The sequence below is a fragment of the Burkholderia sp. CpTa8-5 genome (assembly GCF_017815045.1).
In the GTDB taxonomy this organism is placed as follows: domain Bacteria; phylum Pseudomonadota; class Gammaproteobacteria; order Burkholderiales; family Burkholderiaceae; genus Burkholderia; species Burkholderia sola.
Map to the genome: position 1 here is coordinate 24351 of NZ_JAGIQD010000033.1, position 18010 is coordinate 42360.

Below are 18010 nucleotides of genomic sequence, written 5' to 3' on the forward strand. Positions count from 1 at the left end.
CAGCGTGCGCACGTATTACCCCGGATTGCCGCGCGCACCGTTTTAAGCAGGGGCGTGCATCGGGTATTCGAACGGGATGTTTGTGTACACAACCTAATTCAGGGTTTGCCTGAGTAGCGAAAACGCTAACTCGCACGGCGCGGGTTCGCGTGGTTCGTGCGCACGGCCGGCAGGTTGAAATTGCCGTTCGTGCGAAACCCTTGCGGGGCGGTCGTCGCGCTCGTTTCGTCCCCAAAGCGCGCGGGACGACGCCGTAAAAAGCGCCTGTCTGCAACGCGCATGCCGGCACGTCGTCACAATTGTTTCTTGTTGCAACGCAACGCCTCGTCAATAACGGCGATGGTATGCTGGCCGGCATGGAGTTGTATGGCAGGTTGCTTGCATGGCGAAACTCGTGTTCGCACTTTCTAACGAGACTTCATCTTCTCTCGCCCGCATCGCGGCATCGACGCGCGCTCCGCTCGCGCGTCCCGTCCTGCGCGCCGCATCTTCCTGCGCTCCGCACGCATTCCCCATCTCGCGGGCTCGCTCCGCATCCCCCATCCCCGCCCAATAATCTGGAGACATCCACATGTCGCAAAACACTTTGGCCGAAGCGACACACGGCCCGCTGATCGCTCCGCCGGCCTTCGTCAAACATCGCAAGCTGATCGACTGGGTCTCGCGCATCGCGGCGCTCACGGAGCCCGAGCGTGTCGTGTGGTGTGACGGATCGCAGGAAGAATACGACGCGCTGTGCCAGGCGATGGTCGACCAGGGCACGCTCACGCGCCTGAACCCGGCGAAGCGCCCGAACTCGTATCTCGCGCAATCCGATCCGTCGGACGTCGCGCGCGTCGAGGATCGCACGTTCATCTGCGCGGCGTCGCGCGACGACGTCGGCCCGACCAACAACTGGATCGAGCCGGCCGAAATGCGCGAGACGCTCAACGGGCTGTTCCGCGGCGCGATGCGCGGCCGCACGCTGTACGTCGTGCCGTTCTCGATGGGCCCGCTCGGCTCGCCGATCGCGCACGTCGGCGTCGAACTGTCCGACAGCCCGTACGTCGCGGTGAACATGCGGATCATGACGCGCATGGGGCGCGACGTGTACGACGTGCTCGGCGAGGACGGCGATTTCGTGCCGTGCGTGCACAGCGTCGGTCATCCGCTCGAAGCCGGCCGGCAGGACGTGCCGTGGCCGTGCAATCCGGTCAAGTACATCGTGCACTTTCCGGAAACGCGCGAGATCTGGAGCTTCGGCTCGGGCTACGGCGGCAACGCGCTGCTCGGCAAGAAGTGTTTCGCACTGCGCATCGCGTCGACGATGGGGCGCGATCAGGGCTGGCTCGCGGAACACATGCTGATCCTCGGCGTGACGTCGCCGGCCGGCAAGAAGTATCACGTCGCGGCCGCGTTCCCGTCCGCGTGCGGCAAGACCAACTTCGCGATGCTGATCCCGCCGCAGGGCTTCGACGGCTGGAAGGTCACGACGATCGGCGACGACATCGCGTGGCTGAAGCCCGGCCGCGACGGCCGCCTGTATGCGATCAATCCGGAAGCCGGTTTCTTCGGCGTGGCGCCGGGCACGGGCGTGAAGACCAACCCGAACGCGATCGCCACGCTGAAGGAAAACGTGATCTTCACGAACGTCGCGCTGACGGAAGACGGCGACGTGTGGTGGGAAGGGCTGACCGACACGCCGCCCGCGAAGCTGACCGACTGGCAGGGCAATCCGTGGACGCCCGAGATTGGCAAGGAAACCGGCCGCAAGGCCGCGCATCCGAACTCGCGCTTCACCGCGCCGGCCGCGCAGTGCCCGTCGATCGACGACGACTGGGAAAACCCGGCCGGCGTGCCGATCGACGCGTTCATCTTTGGCGGCCGCCGCTCGACGACCGTGCCGCTCGTGACCGAAGCGCGCGACTGGGTCGAAGGCGTGTACATGGCCGCGACGATGGGCTCCGAGACGACCGCGGCCGCGGTCGGCCAGCAGGGCGTCGTGCGCCGCGATCCGTTCGCGATGCTGCCGTTCTGCGGCTACAACGTCAGCGATTATTTCGCGCACTGGCTCACACTCGGCAAGCAGCTCGAAGCCGCCGGCGCGAAGCTGCCGAAGTTCTATTGCGTCAACTGGTTCCGCAAGGACGCGAACGGCAAGTTCGTGTGGCCGGGCTTCGGCGAGAACATGCGCGTGCTGAAGTGGATGCTCGATCGTCTCGAAGGCACGGGCGGTGGCGGCGAGCATGCGTTCGGCGTGTCGCCCGCGTATGAAGATCTGCACTGGGATGGCCTCGATTTCACGCGCGATCAGTTCGATGCGGTGACGTCGATGAACGCCGACGAATGGCGCGAGGAACTGAAGCTGCACGCGGCGCTGTTCGATACGTTGAAGCTGCGCTTGCCGGCTGAAATGACCGAGACGATGAAGAAGATCGAGCGGCGTATCGGCGGCTGACGAGCGGCATCGACGTCACCACCTGAAAGCGGCATGAACGCCCCGGGCCATCCATCGCATGGCCCGGGGCGTCGTCGTTTCTGGCGCTCGGCCGGGTGTCAGCCGAGATCGAGCGCGTTCGTCAAATCGCCCGGCGGCGTCGCGCCGCGCGCGGCGAACGCGTTGTTGCGCAGGACCACGCCGTCGAGCGGCGCGAGGCCGTGCACGCGGCTGATGAAGCGCAGGATCGAGTTCGTGTCGTACAGCGTGTGATCGACGAAGCCCTTTTTCGCGAACGGCGAGATCACGAGCGCGGGAATCCGCGAGCCGGGGCCCCAGCGATCGCCGACCGGCGGCGCGACGTGATCCCACCAGCCGCCGTTCTCGTCGTGCGTCATCACGATCACGGTGTTTTCCCATTGCGGGCCGCGCCGGATATGGTCGATCACGGTCGCGATGTGGCGGTCGCCCGATTCGATGTCCGCATAGCCCGCATGCATGTTCAGGTTGCCTTGCGGCTTGTAGAACGTGACGGCCGGCAGGCGGCCCGCGTCGATGTCGGCGATGAAGTGGTTGGTCGACGGCTCGTCGCCGAGCCCCGCGTCGCGCAGATGCTTGCGGCGCGCTTCGGTGCCCGGCGCGTAGTTCACGAAGTAGTTGAACGGCTGGTGGTGGTACTGGAAGTCGGGCACCATTCCCGTGTCGCGATGCTCGAGCGCATACTGCCATGCACCGCTGTACCACGCCCAGTCGACATTCTTTTCCGACAGGCGGTCGCCGATCGTCGCGTAGCCCTGCGGCGGCATCACGCGATGGTCGGCCGGATCCGCATACGCGGCGTTGCCCGGATCGGGCGGCGGCACGTAGCTCGGCTGGTACGGCGGCGCCATCGTGTTCACACCGTAGCCGTCCGGCGTCAGCGGGCCGTCGACCGCGAATTTCGGCGGACCGTCGAGCGCGGACGCGGGCGAATCGTCGGCGAGCTTCAGGCGCGTGCCGGCCGGGTCGTCGCCTTCGACCTTCGACAGCAGTTTCGCCGCATGCGGATGCTTGTGCGCGTCCGGATACAGCGGCGGCTGCGCGGAAATCAGGAACATGTGGTTCATCCACGAACCGCCGAAGGCCGCCATGAAGAAGTTGTCGCACAGCGTGTATTGCCGCGCGAGATTCCACAGTCGCAGCGTGTCGGCCGAATTGCGGTAATGGCCCATCACGAGGCCGCCCGAATCGGCCCACGCGGCGAACTGGTTGTTGCGGCCGCCCGCGATCTGCATCTGGTTCTGGTAGAAGCGATGCCACAGGTCGCGCGTGATCACGCCGTTCGGCAGCGGCTTGCCTTGCGCGTCCGAAATCCGGAACGGCGCATTCGGCAGCTTGTCGATGTCGCGCTCGGCGATCGCGTAGCGCTTGCCGTCCACTTCCTGCGCTTGCGGCACGAGCCCGCCCCAGATCTTCGGCAGCGCCGGCAGCGGCGTCTTGCCGTCGCGATCGAGCTGCTGCGCGTGTTCGGGCCGCACTTCGCTCAGTGGATACCGCACGCCCGGGAAATCGCCGTACAGGTTCGCGAAGCTGCGGTTTTCCGCATAGATCACGACGATGTGGCGCACGCGCTGGCGCAGCGCTTCGTCGATGCGCAGGTCGGCGGCCGAACGCGGCGCGTTGCCCGCGGTGGTTTCGCAGCCGCTGAGCGCGACACCGGCGCCGAGTGCGGCGAGGCCGCCGAGCACACGGCGGCGGTCGGGATCGGCGGGTAGGTCGTCGGGGCGATCGGGGGTGTCGTTCACGTCGTGGGCTCCTCGGATGGGCGGGTGGGCATTGTCGTTCGATGCGCGCCGGCGCCGCGCGGGCTGCCGCGACGCGGGACGGGATGAGACGGCCGGCCTCGCGCGCGGCGGCGCGAGGCGACTGTCACAAAAATGTCATGCACGCGACTATAACGCGGCAAGGGGGCGGATGAAAGCCGTTCGTCCGACGATTCGACGCTGCGCGGCGAGCGGCGCGACGCCCGCGCACGAACTAGACTGGAATCGAGGGCGGTGCGTCACGGCGTGCCGCCCGGGCGAGGATCGCCCGGCAATGCCGACGACGGTGTTGTCGAGGCGGCATCGATGCGACGAACGACGCGAGACGGCGAGGCGACGATGCGCGGATGCAAGTCGTTTTCGCATGGCGGCCGCGTACCGGTTGCGCGCGTGCCGGCGTGAGCGCACGCCGCGCAGCGGAGATGGCAGGCCCGATGCGATGGACAGGAAATTCGACTACCCGGGATTGCTGATCGCGGCGGGCTTCTTCGTGCTGTTCGCCGCGCAGTTGCTGATGCTGCACCCGACGTCGACGCCGATCGCGTACAGCGATTTCCACCGGCTCGTCGCCGCGCGGCTCGTCGACGATCTCGAGGTCGGCCCGGCGTCGATCTCGGGCGCGCTGAAGATGCCGCAGGCCGGCGCGATGCTGCCGGCGTCCGACGCGGCGGTCGTGCAGCAGGTTGGCGCGCCGTGGCGCTTCACGACCAGCCGCGTGACCGACGAACACCTGATCGACACGCTGACCGCCGCGGGCATCCGCTATCACGGCACGCCCGACACCGGTTGGATCGCGTCGCTCGCGTCGTGGCTGCTGCCGCTGATGCTGCTCGTGTTCGTGTGGAACATGATGCTGCGCAAGCGCGGCGGGCTGCAGGACTTCACCGGCATGGGCAAGAGCCGCGCGCGCGTGTACGTGCAGCAGGAGACCGGCATCACGTTCGATGACATCGCGGGCATCGACGAAGCGAAGGCCGAACTGCAGCAGCTCGTCGCGTTCCTGCGCAACCCCGATCGCTACCAGCGGCTCGGCGGCAAGATTCCGAAAGGCGTGCTCGTCGTCGGCGCGCCGGGCACGGGCAAGACGCTGCTCGCGCGCGCGGTGGCCGGCGAGGCGGCCGTGCCGTTCTTCTCGATCAGCGGCTCGGCGTTCGTCGAGATGTTCGTCGGCGTGGGCGCCGCGCGCGTGCGCGACCTGTTCGAGCAGGCGCAGCAGAAGGCGCCGTGCATCGTGTTCGTCGACGAGCTCGATGCGCTCGGCAAGGTGCGCGGCGTCGGCCCGATGTCGGGCAACGACGAGCGCGAACAGACGCTCAACCAGTTGCTGGTCGAGATGGATGGCTTCCAGGCCGGCTCCGGGGTGATCATCATGGCCGCGACGAACCGGCCCGAGATCCTCGATCCCGCGTTGCTGCGCCCGGGCCGTTTCGATCGTCACATCGCGATCGACCGGCCCGACGTAAACGGCCGCCGCCAGATCCTCGACGTGCACGTGAAGCGCGTGAAGCTCGCCGCCGACGTCGATCTCGGCGAGCTCGCGTCGCGCACGCCGGGCTTCGTCGGCGCCGATCTCGCGAACGTCGTCAACGAGGCCGCGCTGCATGCGGCCGAACTCGGCAAGCCGGCGATCGGCATGGCGGACTTCGACGAGGCGATCGACCGCGCGCTGACGGGCCTCGAGCGCAAGAGCCGCGTGATGAACGAGCAGGAGAAGCTGACGATCGCGTATCACGAAGCCGGCCATGCGCTCGTCGCGGAAAGCCGCGCGCATTGCGACCCGGTGAAGAAGGTGTCGATCATTCCGCGCGGCGTCGCCGCACTCGGCTACACGCAGCAGGTGCCGATCGAGGATCGTTACGTCCTGCGCCGCAGCGAGCTGCTCGACCGGATCGATGCGCTGCTCGGCGGGCGCGTGGCGGAAGAACTCGTGTTCGGCGACGTGTCGACCGGTGCGCAGAACGACCTCGAACGCGCGACCGCGATGGCGCGCCACATGGTCATGCAGTACGGGATGAGCGAGAAGATCGGGCTCGCGACGTTCGACGACGGTGACGCGCGCCAGGGCCTGCCCGGCGCATGGCATGCGGGCGACGGCCGCTGCAGCGAGCACACCGCGCGGATGATCGACGACGAGGTGCGCACGCTGCTGGCCGATGCGCATGCGCGCGTCGCGGCGACGCTCGGCGAACGTCGCGACGCGCTCGAACGCATCGCGCGACGGCTGCTGCAATGCGAGGTGCTCGAACGCGACGCGCTGCAGGCGCTGATCGACGCACGCATCGAACCGTCGTTGGCCGCGTCGGCCTCGTCGGGCGACGACGCCGGTGCTCGCGGCGGCGCGATCGAAACGGAGCAGGCGTCCACCGTCGAGCGCGATTTCGTCGCGTACGGACGGTCGCACGAATCCGATCGCTGAAGCCGCTGCGTGGACCGGCGCGCGCCGATATTCCGACGTCGCACGCTTTCTTTATGGTCTTTCCCACCACGACGTCGCGCTGAGCGACGCGCACGTATCAGTCGAACGGCGGCGCGCTCGAATGCATGACGACGGGGCGTAGGCGCGCGTCAGCGCGTCAGGATTCGGTCGCGGCCGCGACTTCGGCCGCTTCGGCGAGCGCTTCGAGAAAGCGCGTGCGCCACCAGTGCACGTCGGTCTTGCGCATGATCGCCATCAGCGCCGCGTGACGCTGGCGGCGCTCTTCGAGCGGCATCGTGAGCGCGCGCTGGATTGCCTGCGCGGTGCCTTGCGTGTCGTACGGATTGACGAGCAGCGCGGCCTTCAATTGCTCGGCCGCGCCCGCGAAGCGCGACAGCACGAGCACGCCCGGATCGGCCGCGTCCTGCGCGGCGAGGAACTCTTTCGCGACGAGGTTCATCCCGTCGCGCAGCGGCGTGACGAGGGCGACCCGGCTCGCGCGGTAGAGGCCCGGCAGGCGCTTGCGCGCGACGGTGCGGTGAATGTAGCGCATCGGCATCCATTCGAGCTCGCCGTAGTCGCCGTTGATCGCGCCGCACAGGCTGTCCATCTCGCGCCGCAGGTCGTCGTACGCGCCGAGATCCTCGCGGCTCGGCGCGGCGATCTGGATCAGCGTCGCACGGTCGCGGTTCTCCGGATACTGTTCGAGCAGCTCGCGGAACGCATGCACGCGCTGCGGCAGCCCTTTCGTGTAATCGAGCCGGTCGACGCCGACCAGCAACTGACGGCGCGAATACTCGTCGCGCATGCGTTCGAACATGTCGAGGCCGTCGCGATCGCGCGCGAGCGATTCGAACTCGTCGACGTTGATGCCGATCGGGAACGCGCCGGCCGACAACGTACGGCCGAACGCGCGCAGCCGGCCGTCCGGCAGCCGCGCCGCACCGGCTTCCGCTTCGACGTAATGCTCGAAGTGGAGCAGATCCGATTCGGTCTGGAAGCCGACGAGGTCGTACGCGAACAGCGAGCGCATCAGCCATTCGTGTTCCGGGATCGCGGCCATGATCGGCGGCGGCGGCATCGGAATGTGCAGGAAGAAGCCGATCGGATTCGTGCAGCCCATCGCGCGCAGCTCGGCCGCGAGCGGAATCAGCTGATAGTCGTGGACCCAGATGACGTCGTCGGGCCGCAGCAGCGTGCGCAGCTTGCGCGCGAACAGCTGGTTCACGCGCCGGTAGCCGTCGGCGAAGCGCCGGTCGAACTGCGCGAGATCGAGCCGGTAGTGAAACACCGGCCACAGCACGTTGTTCGAGTAGCCGAGATAGTAAGCGTCGTAGTCCTGCGGATCGAGATCGACCGTCGCGAGCTGAATGCCGCCGACGTTCTGGATCTGCACGTCGTCGCCATGCGTGGGGCGATCGTCGCCGCCGCGTAGCTTGCCGCTCCAGCCGAACCAGACGCCGCCGGTTTCCTGCAGGCTGTCCTTCACGGCGACGGCAAGCCCGCCGGCCGCGGCTTTACGGGGATCTGCAATGCGATTGGATACGACGACGAGTCGGCTCACCAGCTCTCCTGACGATTGTTGGGGAAAGGTTCGTGCGGCCAGGGCGCGACAGGCATACGCCGCCATCGGCGCGCGGTGCGCGATACGACGGGGCCGCATGGCGATCGGACGGGAGTCAGGGGCACGCGATTCGCCGTCCGGTCGAAAAGTGCTTTTTTAGGATACTCGTCATTCGTGCGTTTTAAAAGTCCGGGTCGACGAACGGCGCGCGCGAACCTGTCGCGCGGTATCCCATGACGGCGGTGCGGCAACGGGCGATGCCCGAGCGGGACCGAAATTTGCTGCACGCTGTGACGCAGTGGGCACAAGGCTGTGCGGCGAGCGGCGCGAATGACGCGTGATCGTACCGACGCATGCGCATGCGTGCATGACGGCATGCGCATCGTCGTCTCCGTCGCGTATGCCGTCACGCGGAAGCCGGTCGCCAGTGGCGCATGTCGGCTTCGTGCGCGTGCAGCCAGTTCGGATTCGCATCGGTAAGCGGCCCGCGGCGGGCGCCGCGAGCCGTACCGCGGTTAGAACGTCGTGCGCAATCCGGCCATCACGCTGCGGCCGCCTTGCGGTGCGAAGCCGCGCACGACCGACGTCGAGTAGCGAATTTCCTGATTCGTCAGGTTGTCGCCGCGCAGGTACGCGAGCCAGTGCGTCGGGCCGACGCGGAACTTATACGTCAGCATCACGCCGAGCGACGTGTAGCCGTCCGTCGAGAAGTCGTCGTCGGGCACCCGATGCTGCGACCACGCATGCGTGACCTGCGCACGCGCACCGAACGGGCCGTAACCGTAGTCGGCCGCGAGCGTCGCGCGCAGCGGTGCGATGCGCGGCAGCGGCTGGCCCGTGTCGACGTTGCGCGCGTGCGTGTAGTCGGCCGTCAGTTCGAGATCGACTGTGTGGCCGCGCCGCGCGAACGCGCGCCATTTGCCGTCCAGCTCGATGCCGTAGAACTCGGCGCGCACGCCGCGATAGATCGCCTCGTTGAGCGAGCCGTCGGTGCCCGGCGCGACGGGCGCGCCGTCGTCGTCCACCACGCGGCCGGTGTTGTATTCGGTCAGGTAGTTCGAGAAGCGGTTGTAGAACACGCCGACGCTGCCGCGGTTCGGCCCGCTCGCATAGCGCAGCGACAGGTCGGTCGACACGGCTTTTTCCTTCGACGCGTTCGGGTTGCCGATCAGGAACTGGCCGGTCGCATCGTGCGGGCCGTTCGAATACAGCTCGTAGAAGGTCGGCGCGCGTTCGGTGTACGCGACGTTCGCGGCGACGGACCAAACCGGCGTCAGCGAGAACAGCGCGCCGGCCGACAGGCTGCCCGCATTGAAGTCGCGCGGCTGCGCGCCCGCGAATTTCTCGATGCCGGCCGGATCGGGATCGACCTTCACGTGCTCGAAGCGGCCGCCTAGGCTCAGCTTCAGCGCGGGGACGACCTGCCATTCCTCGAGGCCGAACAGCGCGACGCTGTTGGTGCGCGTGGACGGCACGAGCATTTCGTCGCCGAGCGCCGAGAACGTGTTCTGGCCGAACTGCACGCCGATCGCGCCTTCGAACGGGCCGATCTTGCGATGGCGCGCCTCGATGCGCGCCTCGTAGCCGCGGTTGCGGAAGGTGGTCGCCGTCTCGCCGTTGTCGACTTCCTTGTGGCGATAGTCGGTGTACGCGAAATCGAATTTCAGCTTCGTGAACGGCCCGCTCAGGTTGCGCACCTCGGACGCGAACGCGAGGCGTTCCTGGCGGATCCGCAGCCGCACGTCGCTTTCCGCGACGGAGCCGTAGTTCGATTCGTAGCCGCTGTACGAGAGACCGGCGAAGCCGTCCGCCCACGTGTACGACGCGCCGACCGCGCCGCCGTGCACACGCCCGTCGCTGTTCGGTACGTTGCCTTCCGGCTGCGGCGTGTCGGGGCCGTCGATCGCGCGTTGCTGGCTGCTGCGCGCGTAGCCGGGAATCCGCAGCTTGCTCGTTTCGCGGTCGAACGCGTCGACGTGGAACGCGAAGCGGCCGTTGCCGCCTTCGACTTGCGCGGCGCCCGCGCGCACCGAATTCGCGCCGCCGTAGCGCGCATCGAGCGCACCGGTCACGCCTTCGATCGCTTCGCGCGGAATCCTGTTGTCGATCGTGTTGACCACGCCGCCCACCGCGTTGCCGCCGTACAGCAGCGCGGCCGGGCCGCGCACGATCTCGACGCGCTCGATCGACAGCGGATCCTCGGGCACCGCATGGTCGTACGACAGCGACGACGCGTCATACGCCGCGACGCCGTTCTGCAGCAGCCGGATCCGGTCGCCGTCCATCCCGCGGATGATCGGACGGCCGACCATCGGCCCGTAGGTGGTGGTCGACACGCCGGGCAGCCCGTTGAGCGTTTCGCCGAGCGAATCGGCCTGGCGGCGCGTCAGCGCCTCGCCGGAAAGCTGGATGGTCGGCGCGATCAGTTCGGTGTCGCCGAGCGGGTTCGCGGTCACGAAGATCGGCGCGAGCGGCGCGGCGGCAGGCGTATGGGTGCCGGCCGCGGCGGGGACGTCGGTCTGCGCGTGAGCAGCGGCGGCGAACAGGATCAACGACAGGGACGAGAGCGGGCGAAGCGGTAAGCGAGGAAGGTCGCGCATGGTCGGTGAATCGGTTGGAATCGGATCGGATAACGAGCGATGCGGGTCACCGCTGGATACGATATATTGTTGCGTCACTGGCGCGCAATGACCCGCTGGAACGTGGCTCGGCGAGGCCCGGCCACCTGGGTTGAAACGGCGTCAGGCGGACGAGCACGCGAATGATATGTTATATCATTTCAAATTCCAAGCCGAATGGCGGGGCTCCGTCGGGTTTCTGTCGGATCGGTGAAATAGTCGCGTGAGCGGCGGGGCAGCGTGCGGCCGCCGGCTCGGGCTGTCGCGTCGACCGTCGCATCGTTCCGATGCGTTGACGCGTATCAACGTGCTCCGATACCGAAACCGGATACTGGTTTGCTCATCGACCAGACAGGAGCAACGCATGACCCAGACCATGAAAGCGGCCGTGGTACACGCGTTCGGCGAGCCGTTGCGCATCGAGGAAGTTCCGATTCCCGCACCGGGGCCGGGCCAGATTCTCGTCAACATCAAGGCGTCGGGCGTCTGCCATACCGATCTGCACGCGGCCGACGGCGACTGGCCCGTCAAGCCGTCGCTGCCGTTCATCCCGGGCCACGAAGGCGTCGGGATCGTCGCGGCGGTCGGCGCGGGCGTCACGCACGTGCGCGAGGGCGATCGCGTCGGCGTGCCGTGGCTCTACACGGCCTGCGGCCATTGCGAGTACTGCAGCACGGGCTGGGAAACGCTGTGCCATGGCCAGCAGAACACCGGCTATTCGGTGAACGGCAGCTACGCGGAATACGTGCTGGCCGATCCCGATTACGTCGGCCAGTTGCCCGCGCAGGTCGCGTTCGACGAGATCGCGCCGATTCTGTGCGCGGGCGTGACGGTCTACAAGGGCATTCGCGTCACCGACACGCGGCCGGGCCAGTGGCTCGCGATCTCCGGCATCGGCGGTCTCGGGCACGTGGCCGTCCAATATGCGCGTGCGATGGGCCTGCACGTCGCGGCCATCGACATCTCGCCCGACAAGCTCGCGCTGGCGCGGCAACTGGGCGCGCACCTGACGATCGATGCGTCGGTCGACGACCCCGCGAAAGTGATCCAGAAGGAAATCGGCGGCGCGCACGGCGTGCTCGTCACGGCCGTGTCGCGCAGCGCGTTCGCGCAGGCGCTCGGGATGGTCCGTCGCGGCGGCACGGTCGCGCTCAACGGCTTGCCGCCGGGCGATTTCCCGTTGCCGATCTTCTCGACCGTGCTGAACGGCATCACCGTGCGCGGGTCGATCGTCGGCACGCGGCGCGATCTGCAGGAGTCGCTCGATTTCGCGGCGGACGGCCTGGTGCGCGCGCACATCCATCGCGACCGGCTCGCCAACATCAACGACATCTTCGCGAAGCTGCGGGAAGGGAAGGTCGACGGCCGCATCGTGCTGACGGACATGCATTGATGCGGTGAACAGGCGCACGCCGCCGCGCGACGGATGGCGTCGCGGCGGCGGCGTGACGGTCATCCTCGCATCACGGCGCGAAGAATACGTCGGTGCGGTTCGTCAGGTTGCCTGCGTTGGTCTGGACGAAGAACGGATGGAACGACGACGACGGGCGAACGTCGAGCCCCTGATAGTCGCCGATGAAGAACCCTTCGGCGTTGGGCGCGAGCTTCATGTCGAACGGGCCGCCGACGCGCCGCTCGTCGGCGAACGTGGCGCCGGCGTCGTGCGAGATCTTGCGCCAGAAGCCGGTCGGCAGCGTCGTCGTGTTGCCGGCCTGCAGGTCGCGGAAGTCGTAGTACGTGACCATCACCGCCCCCGTGTTGTCGACGCGCACCGACGGATTGAACGCGGGGCGCCCGGTCGGCGTGTTCACCTGTTGCGGCGCGCTCCAGGTCGCGCCGCCGTCCTTCGAGGTCGATAGCGCGATCTCGTCGTACGTGCCGCCGTTGAAGCGGCTGTCCTGCCACGCGACGTAGAGCTGGCCCGATGCCGGGTCGATCGCCGGCTCCGGAATGATGTCGCCGGTGCGCACGGGTTCGCCGGTGTTCGGATCCGTGACGCCGACCGTCTGCAGCCCCGCGATGATCCGCGGCTTGGTCCACGTCGCGCCGTCGTCGGTCGACTTGACGAACGCGACCTTGCCGGCCGCCTTGTTGAACGGCGGCTGGATCAGGTCGAAGAAATCGTAGAGCGTGCCGCTCTTCGGATCGACGACGATCTGGTTGCCGATCGTCTGCTGGCGCGACGGCACGTCGACGATGACCTTCGCGGCGCTCCACGTCTTGCCGCCGTCGGTCGTCTTCGAGAACAGCGTCGGCCCGCGGTACGCCGCCGTGTGCAGGTTCGCGTACGGATTGCCGTTCGGCAGCTCGAGGCGGTCCCATACCGCATACGCGGTGCCGGCCTTCACCGGGTTGGCGGTCACCGATTCCTTGTCGTTGAAGAACTGCGTCGTCGGTTCGTCGTTTGCGATCAGCACGGCCGGGCTGCTCCATGTCTGGCCGCCGTCGGTCGACACCGACGCGCCGACCGCGTTGGCATTGTTCGACTGGTTGAACGAGATCGATACCGAATACGCGGTGCCTTCCGGCCCGAACGAGACCCACGGATCGGACGCGCGCTCGTACTTGAGCCCGCCCGGCGCGCAGGCGCTGAACGGCTGCGGCGTGCGCGCCCACGTTGCGCCCGCATCGAACGTGTAGCCGGCGACGAGCCCGTGGGCGCCGCCGTTCGACCAGCGGTCCTGCTGCCACACGCCGATCATGTTGTTCGGGTTCGCCGGGTTGACCGCGAGCCACGGTTCGACTTCTGCATTCACGTAGTTGGTGCCCGGGCCGCCGATGGTGCACGCGGCGAACGGGCTCGGGCCGGACACGACGACGGGGTCGGCGTGCGCGGCGGCAGCGGCGGCCAGCGCCATCGCGGCGGACAGGCGGGTGACAAGCGGATGGGACACGATCATGCGTCGCATGGACGACTCCTCGGTGAGGTGCGGGGGCGATGGCGGGGCACGACGAGGCAATGCGAACCGAAGCGCGGCCGATCGTGCCGCGCACGTCGTGACGTCCGGTTCAGCGTGCCGCTTCAGTCATCGCAATCCGCGTGCGCTGGATGCCGCCAGCGCTTCGGTTAAGACTCCTCTTCGTTTTCAATGCTTGTCGGGTGTGTCTGCGATGTCGACCCGACGGGAACGCCAGTCAGGGCATGCGACGAATGTGTCGAAGTGGATTGCAATGTAGGCGATTCGAATGTCGCGCGACAGGCGGTTTTTTGTAACAGGACGTAGCCGGAAAGCGTTGCCGGAAGCGGGTGGCCGGCATGCAAGATTTGCCGTTGCGGCGGCATGAAAATCGAATCGAAAACGCGAATCGCAATCGCTTGCGATGGATGCCGGCGCGAGCCGGTCGCCAGCGCGCGATGCGCTGCTCAGCGCTCTGCCGGAAACCGTTCCTGCAACGCGTGCAGCCAGCGCGCGACGACGTCGAGTTCGTCGTCGGAAAACCCGTCGCACAGCTTGCCGTTGAGTTCGCGCAGCAGCACGCGCGCACGCTTGAGCGCCGCGTGGCCTGCGTCGGTCAGATAGAGCCGCGTTGCGCGGCCGTCGTCCGAATCGGCGTGACGCGTGATGAGGCCGGCCTTCGCCATCCGGTCGGCGAGCCCCGTCATCGCGGACGGCGCGAGCTGCAGCGCGGCGCCGACTTCGCCGATCAGTGCGCCGTCCTGCTTCGCGAGGCAGAACAGCGCGCCGGCCTGCGCGGCGCTCGCGCGCGTGTCGGTTTCGGCCTTGCGGTCGATCCAGCGCTGCACGCGCCGCTGGCCGATGTTCAACATGAAAAACAGTCGTCGGTCTTCGCTCAAGCTGGGTTCCCGGCTGCAATGGAAAGGGACGGACGGCTCGCGCTGCGCGGCGTGTCGATTGCCTGCGCGAGCCAGTCGGCGACGTCGGGCCACAGCACGGCGCCGGGCCGGCTGCGAAAGAAGCCCATGTGCCCGACCGGGCCGCTGCCCGCCGCGCGCGGATCGATCTGGCGGCGTTCGACCTTCGCGCGGGCCAGATAGCTTACCAGCAGGCCGATCGCGGCCGGGTTCGCCCACGGATCGTCGTCGAAGCCGAGCGCGAGGATCGGCAACTGCTGCTTCGAGAAGCGCTCGGCCGCGCCAAGCGTCGGATCGTCGAAGAAGTAGTGCGGCAGCGTCGTCCAGCGGCTCCATTCGCGGAACACGCCGGCCGGTAGATCCTCGCCGAGCCCGAGCCGCTTGCCGGGCACGTAGCCGAGCAGCGCGGACATCAGCGGGCCGAGCACGCGCAGGATGAGCCGGACCTTCACGCGTTCGGCCGCCTGCGCGATCAGCCGCGTGCTGCCCGCATGCGCGGCGACCAGCACGGCCGCGCGCAGGTGCGTCGTCGCACCGGACAGCCCGATCGCATGTCCGCCGACGCTATGGCCGACCGCCAGCAGCGGCAGCCCTTCGTAGGCGTGCCGGGCCCATGCGGTCGCGGCCCCCACGTCCAGCTCCATCCAGTCGCGCATGCGGGCCCGCAGCGCGCCCAGGCGCGCGGGCCGCGATGCGCCGATGCCGCGATAGTCGTAGGTCAGCGCCGCGAAACCGCGCTCGGTCAGGAAGCGTGCGAAGCCCGCATACAGCCGCTCGGGCACGGCCGTTGCCGGATGGATCAGGACCAGCGCGCGCGGCGTCGCGTCCGGCGACCACAGCGTGCCGTGCAGCACATAGCCGTCGGCCGCGGAAAACTCGATGGGTTGGGAGGTCATGGCCATCCTCGATCGGGCAGTTATTTCGTATGCGAAATATAGTTCAGGATTTATTTCGTGTTCGAAATATATATCGAGGAATCGTTCGAAATTCACGAAGCGGCGGCCGGCGGCGAGCCCCGCTCATGGACGAATGCTTCATAAAACATTCGCATCTTTACATAGAAGAATATTGCGTTTGTGTCATGAAGTGGATCGACGTATCTTCACCGGTTCCATCCGTCTCGCCGGCGGTTTCGCACGGCGGACGAAACGGACAAAAGGGCGCCGCGGTCGCGCGGCTGCCCGCCAACCTTCCGGGAGATCATGTTGTTGAGCCGAATCGTCACGGCGCTCTTGCTGGCGCTCGCCGCGCAGCCGGGCATCGCCAAAGACACCGTCACGCTGCGCGTCGGTGAACAGAACTACTTCAACATCCAGGCGTCGATGGAAGCGTCCGGCGTGCTGAAGGACCTGCCTTACACGATCGAGTGGAAGCACTTCCAGGCCGCCGCGCCGGTGGCCGAAAGCCTGAACGGCAACGCGATCGACATCGGCTTCCTTGGCGATTCCGCGCTGCTCACGCTGGCCGCGCGCGGCGCGCCGGTCAAGGTCGTCGCGGTGTCGCGGCAGAGCCTCGACGGCGTCGCGATCCTCGTGCCGAAGAACTCGCCGGTGCGCACCGTGGCCGACCTGCAGGGCAAGACCATCGCGGTATGGCGCGGCGCCTGGAGCCAGCAGCTCGTGCTGCGCGCGCTCGAACATGCGGGCCTGCGCGCCGATTCGGTGAAGTACGCGTACCTGATGCCGATCGACGCGACCAACGCGCTCGCGAACGGTTCGGTCGATGCGGTATCGCTGTGGGAACCGTTCGTCAGCACGCTCGCGTTGCGGCAGGGCGCGCGGCCCGTGACGACCGCGCAGGGGCTGATGCCCGCGCTGAGCTTCGTCGCCGCGAACGAGCAGGCCGCGTCGGGCAAGCGCGCCGAGATCACCGATTTCCTGCGGCGCGTGGTGGCCGCGCGCCAGTGGGTCGACAGTCATCCGCGCGAGTACGCGGACCTGTGGGCGAAACGCGCGAATCTCGAACCCGACGTCGCGTATCGCTGGCTCAACAATGCCAAACAGCGCGTCGGCCCGGTCGACGAAACGGCCGCGAAGGATGCGCAGAACACGGCCGACTTCCTGCACAAGTCCGGCGTGATTCCGGCCGCGTACGACACGTCGAAGCTGCTCGACCGCTCGTATGCGGGTGCGTTCGCGCAGAAGACGGCAGCCGCGCAGTGACCGTGCGGCCCGCTTCACGATTCCCGCGATTTCCGCGATTCCCGATCGACATGCCCAAGGACACCCCGACATGCCAGTCGACATCATCGGCATGATCACCGCGACACCCGGCGCGGAGGTCGACGTACCGGGCGGCGCGGCCGTCCAGCCCGACTACGTGCGCCGCTTCGCGCAGGCGCACGAGGCGGCCGGCTTCGACCAGATCCTGGTCGGCCATTTCAGCAACGCGGCGGACGGCTTCATCGTCGCGTCGTTCGCGGCCGCCGCGACCGAACGCATCCGGCTGCTGCTCGCGCACCGGCCGGGCGTGATCGTGCCGTCGGCCGCCGCGCGGCAGATCGCGACGCTCGACGTGTTCAGCGGTGGCAGGCTCGCGCTGAACGTGGTGTCCGGCGGCGACGATGCGGATCTGCAGCGCGACGGCGATTTCGTGCCGCACGATGCGCGCTATCGCCGCACCGGCGAATATCTCGACGTGCTGAAACGGATCTGGCGGGCCGATGCGCCGGTCGATCACGACGGCGCGTTCTATCGGCTGCGCGGCGCGTCGCCGGTCGTGAAGGGCGCGCAGCGGCCGCACGTGCCGATCTACTTCGGCGGCTCGTCGCCGGCCGCGCTCGCGGTCGCCGGTGAGCATGCGGACGTCTACATGACGTGGGGCGAGCCGCTCGACGCGGTGCGCGAGCAGATCGCGCGCGTGCGAGCCGCTGCCGCGCCGTTCGGGCGGGCGCCGCGCATCAGCGTGTCGTTTCGGCCGATCGTCGCCGATACCGAGGCGGCCGCGTGGGAAAAGGCCGAGGCGATCCGCGAGCGCGTGCGCGCGGCGCGGATCGCGAACGGCCAGCCGATCGCGGGTCACGCGCCGCAGAATGCGGGCTCGCAGCGGCTGATGGCGGCCGCCGCGCAGGGCGACGTGGTCGACGAGCGGCTGTGGATGGGCGTCGCGAACCTGACCGGCGCGCGCTGGAATTCGACCGCGCTGGTCGGCACGCCCGAGCAGGTCGCGCGGGCGCTGGGCGCGTATTACCGGCTCGGCGTATCGACGTTCCTGATTCGCGGTTTCGATCCGCTCGACGATGCGCTGGCTTACGGGCGCGAGCTGATTCCGGCGATTCATGCGCATGTCGCGGAACTGGACCGGTATCGGGACGCGGTGACGGCGTAGGCGAACGGCCCAGTCAGTCGACGCGCCCCGGCATCGCCGTCACGGCATGCCGG

11 protein-coding genes are annotated in these 18010 nt (G+C 67.9%); 5 read left to right on the top strand and 6 right to left on the bottom strand.

Going from position 1 to position 18010, the window contains the following annotated elements; all coding sequences use genetic code 11:
• The first annotated feature begins 571 nt into the window (after positions 1-571).
• The gene (locus tag J8I35_RS30615; RefSeq protein ID WP_209928655.1) at positions 572-2437 is read left to right on the top strand and encodes a phosphoenolpyruvate carboxykinase (GTP); all 1866 of its coding nucleotides are present in this window, start codon (positions 572-574) and stop codon (positions 2435-2437) included.
• Between the two features lie 98 nt (positions 2438-2535).
• On the opposite strand, the gene J8I35_RS30620 is transcribed toward J8I35_RS30615, so the two are convergent.
• Positions 2536-4200 carry an acid phosphatase gene (locus tag J8I35_RS30620; protein WP_124557133.1) on the bottom strand — a complete coding sequence of 555 codons (1665 nt, stop codon included), beginning with the start codon at positions 4198-4200 and terminating at the stop codon, positions 2536-2538.
• 457 nt (positions 4201-4657) lie between these two features.
• Here J8I35_RS30620 and ftsH point away from each other — a divergent pair, with 457 nt between their 5' ends.
• A complete protein-coding gene (gene ftsH / locus J8I35_RS30625; protein ID WP_209928657.1) occupies positions 4658-6634 on the top strand; it encodes an ATP-dependent zinc metalloprotease FtsH in 1977 nt (658 codons plus the stop codon).
• Between the two features lie 157 nt (positions 6635-6791).
• On the opposite strand, the gene otsA is transcribed toward ftsH, so the two are convergent.
• Positions 6792-8198, bottom strand: coding sequence for an alpha,alpha-trehalose-phosphate synthase (UDP-forming) (gene otsA, locus J8I35_RS30630; protein ID WP_209928659.1), 1407 nt, complete (start codon positions 8196-8198; stop codon positions 6792-6794).
• Between the two features lie 515 nt (positions 8199-8713).
• Positions 8714-10798 carry a TonB-dependent receptor gene (locus J8I35_RS30635; RefSeq protein ID WP_209928661.1) on the bottom strand — a complete coding sequence of 695 codons (2085 nt, stop codon included), beginning with the start codon at positions 10796-10798 and terminating at the stop codon, positions 8714-8716.
• A gap of 382 nt (positions 10799-11180) precedes the next feature.
• Here J8I35_RS30635 and adhP point away from each other — a divergent pair, with 382 nt between their 5' ends.
• Entirely contained in the window at positions 11181-12209 is a 1029-nt protein-coding gene (gene adhP / locus J8I35_RS30640) for an alcohol dehydrogenase AdhP (protein WP_050014086.1), read from the top strand.
• 70 nt (positions 12210-12279) lie between these two features.
• On the opposite strand, the gene J8I35_RS30645 is transcribed toward adhP, so the two are convergent.
• The 3 genes from J8I35_RS30645 to J8I35_RS30655 all read right to left on the bottom strand — a co-directional run bounded on the left by J8I35_RS30645 (position 12280) and on the right by J8I35_RS30655 (position 15526).
• Entirely contained in the window at positions 12280-13725 is a 1446-nt protein-coding gene (locus J8I35_RS30645) for an exo-alpha-sialidase (protein ID WP_209928663.1), read from the bottom strand.
• A 455-nt stretch (positions 13726-14180) separates the two neighbouring features.
• Positions 14181-14612 (bottom strand): MarR family transcriptional regulator, encoded by a 432-nt coding sequence (locus J8I35_RS30650; RefSeq protein ID WP_089436502.1) that lies wholly within the window; start codon positions 14610-14612, stop codon positions 14181-14183.
• On the bottom strand, positions 14609-15526 hold the full coding sequence (locus J8I35_RS30655; protein WP_209928665.1) for an alpha/beta hydrolase: 918 nt from the start codon (positions 15524-15526) through the stop codon (positions 14609-14611). Before J8I35_RS30655 ends, J8I35_RS30650 begins: the two co-directional genes overlap by 4 nt.
• Positions 15527-15832: 306 nt before the next feature.
• Here J8I35_RS30655 and J8I35_RS30660 point away from each other — a divergent pair, with 306 nt between their 5' ends.
• Both J8I35_RS30660 and J8I35_RS30665 read left to right on the top strand, forming a co-directional pair.
• Positions 15833-16792 carry an ABC transporter substrate-binding protein gene (locus J8I35_RS30660; RefSeq protein WP_050014082.1) on the top strand — a complete coding sequence of 320 codons (960 nt, stop codon included), beginning with the start codon at positions 15833-15835 and terminating at the stop codon, positions 16790-16792.
• A gap of 70 nt (positions 16793-16862) precedes the next feature.
• The gene (locus J8I35_RS30665; protein WP_124593380.1) at positions 16863-17957 is read left to right on the top strand and encodes an LLM class flavin-dependent oxidoreductase; all 1095 of its coding nucleotides are present in this window, start codon (positions 16863-16865) and stop codon (positions 17955-17957) included.
• Positions 17958-18010: the final 53 nt, after the last annotated feature.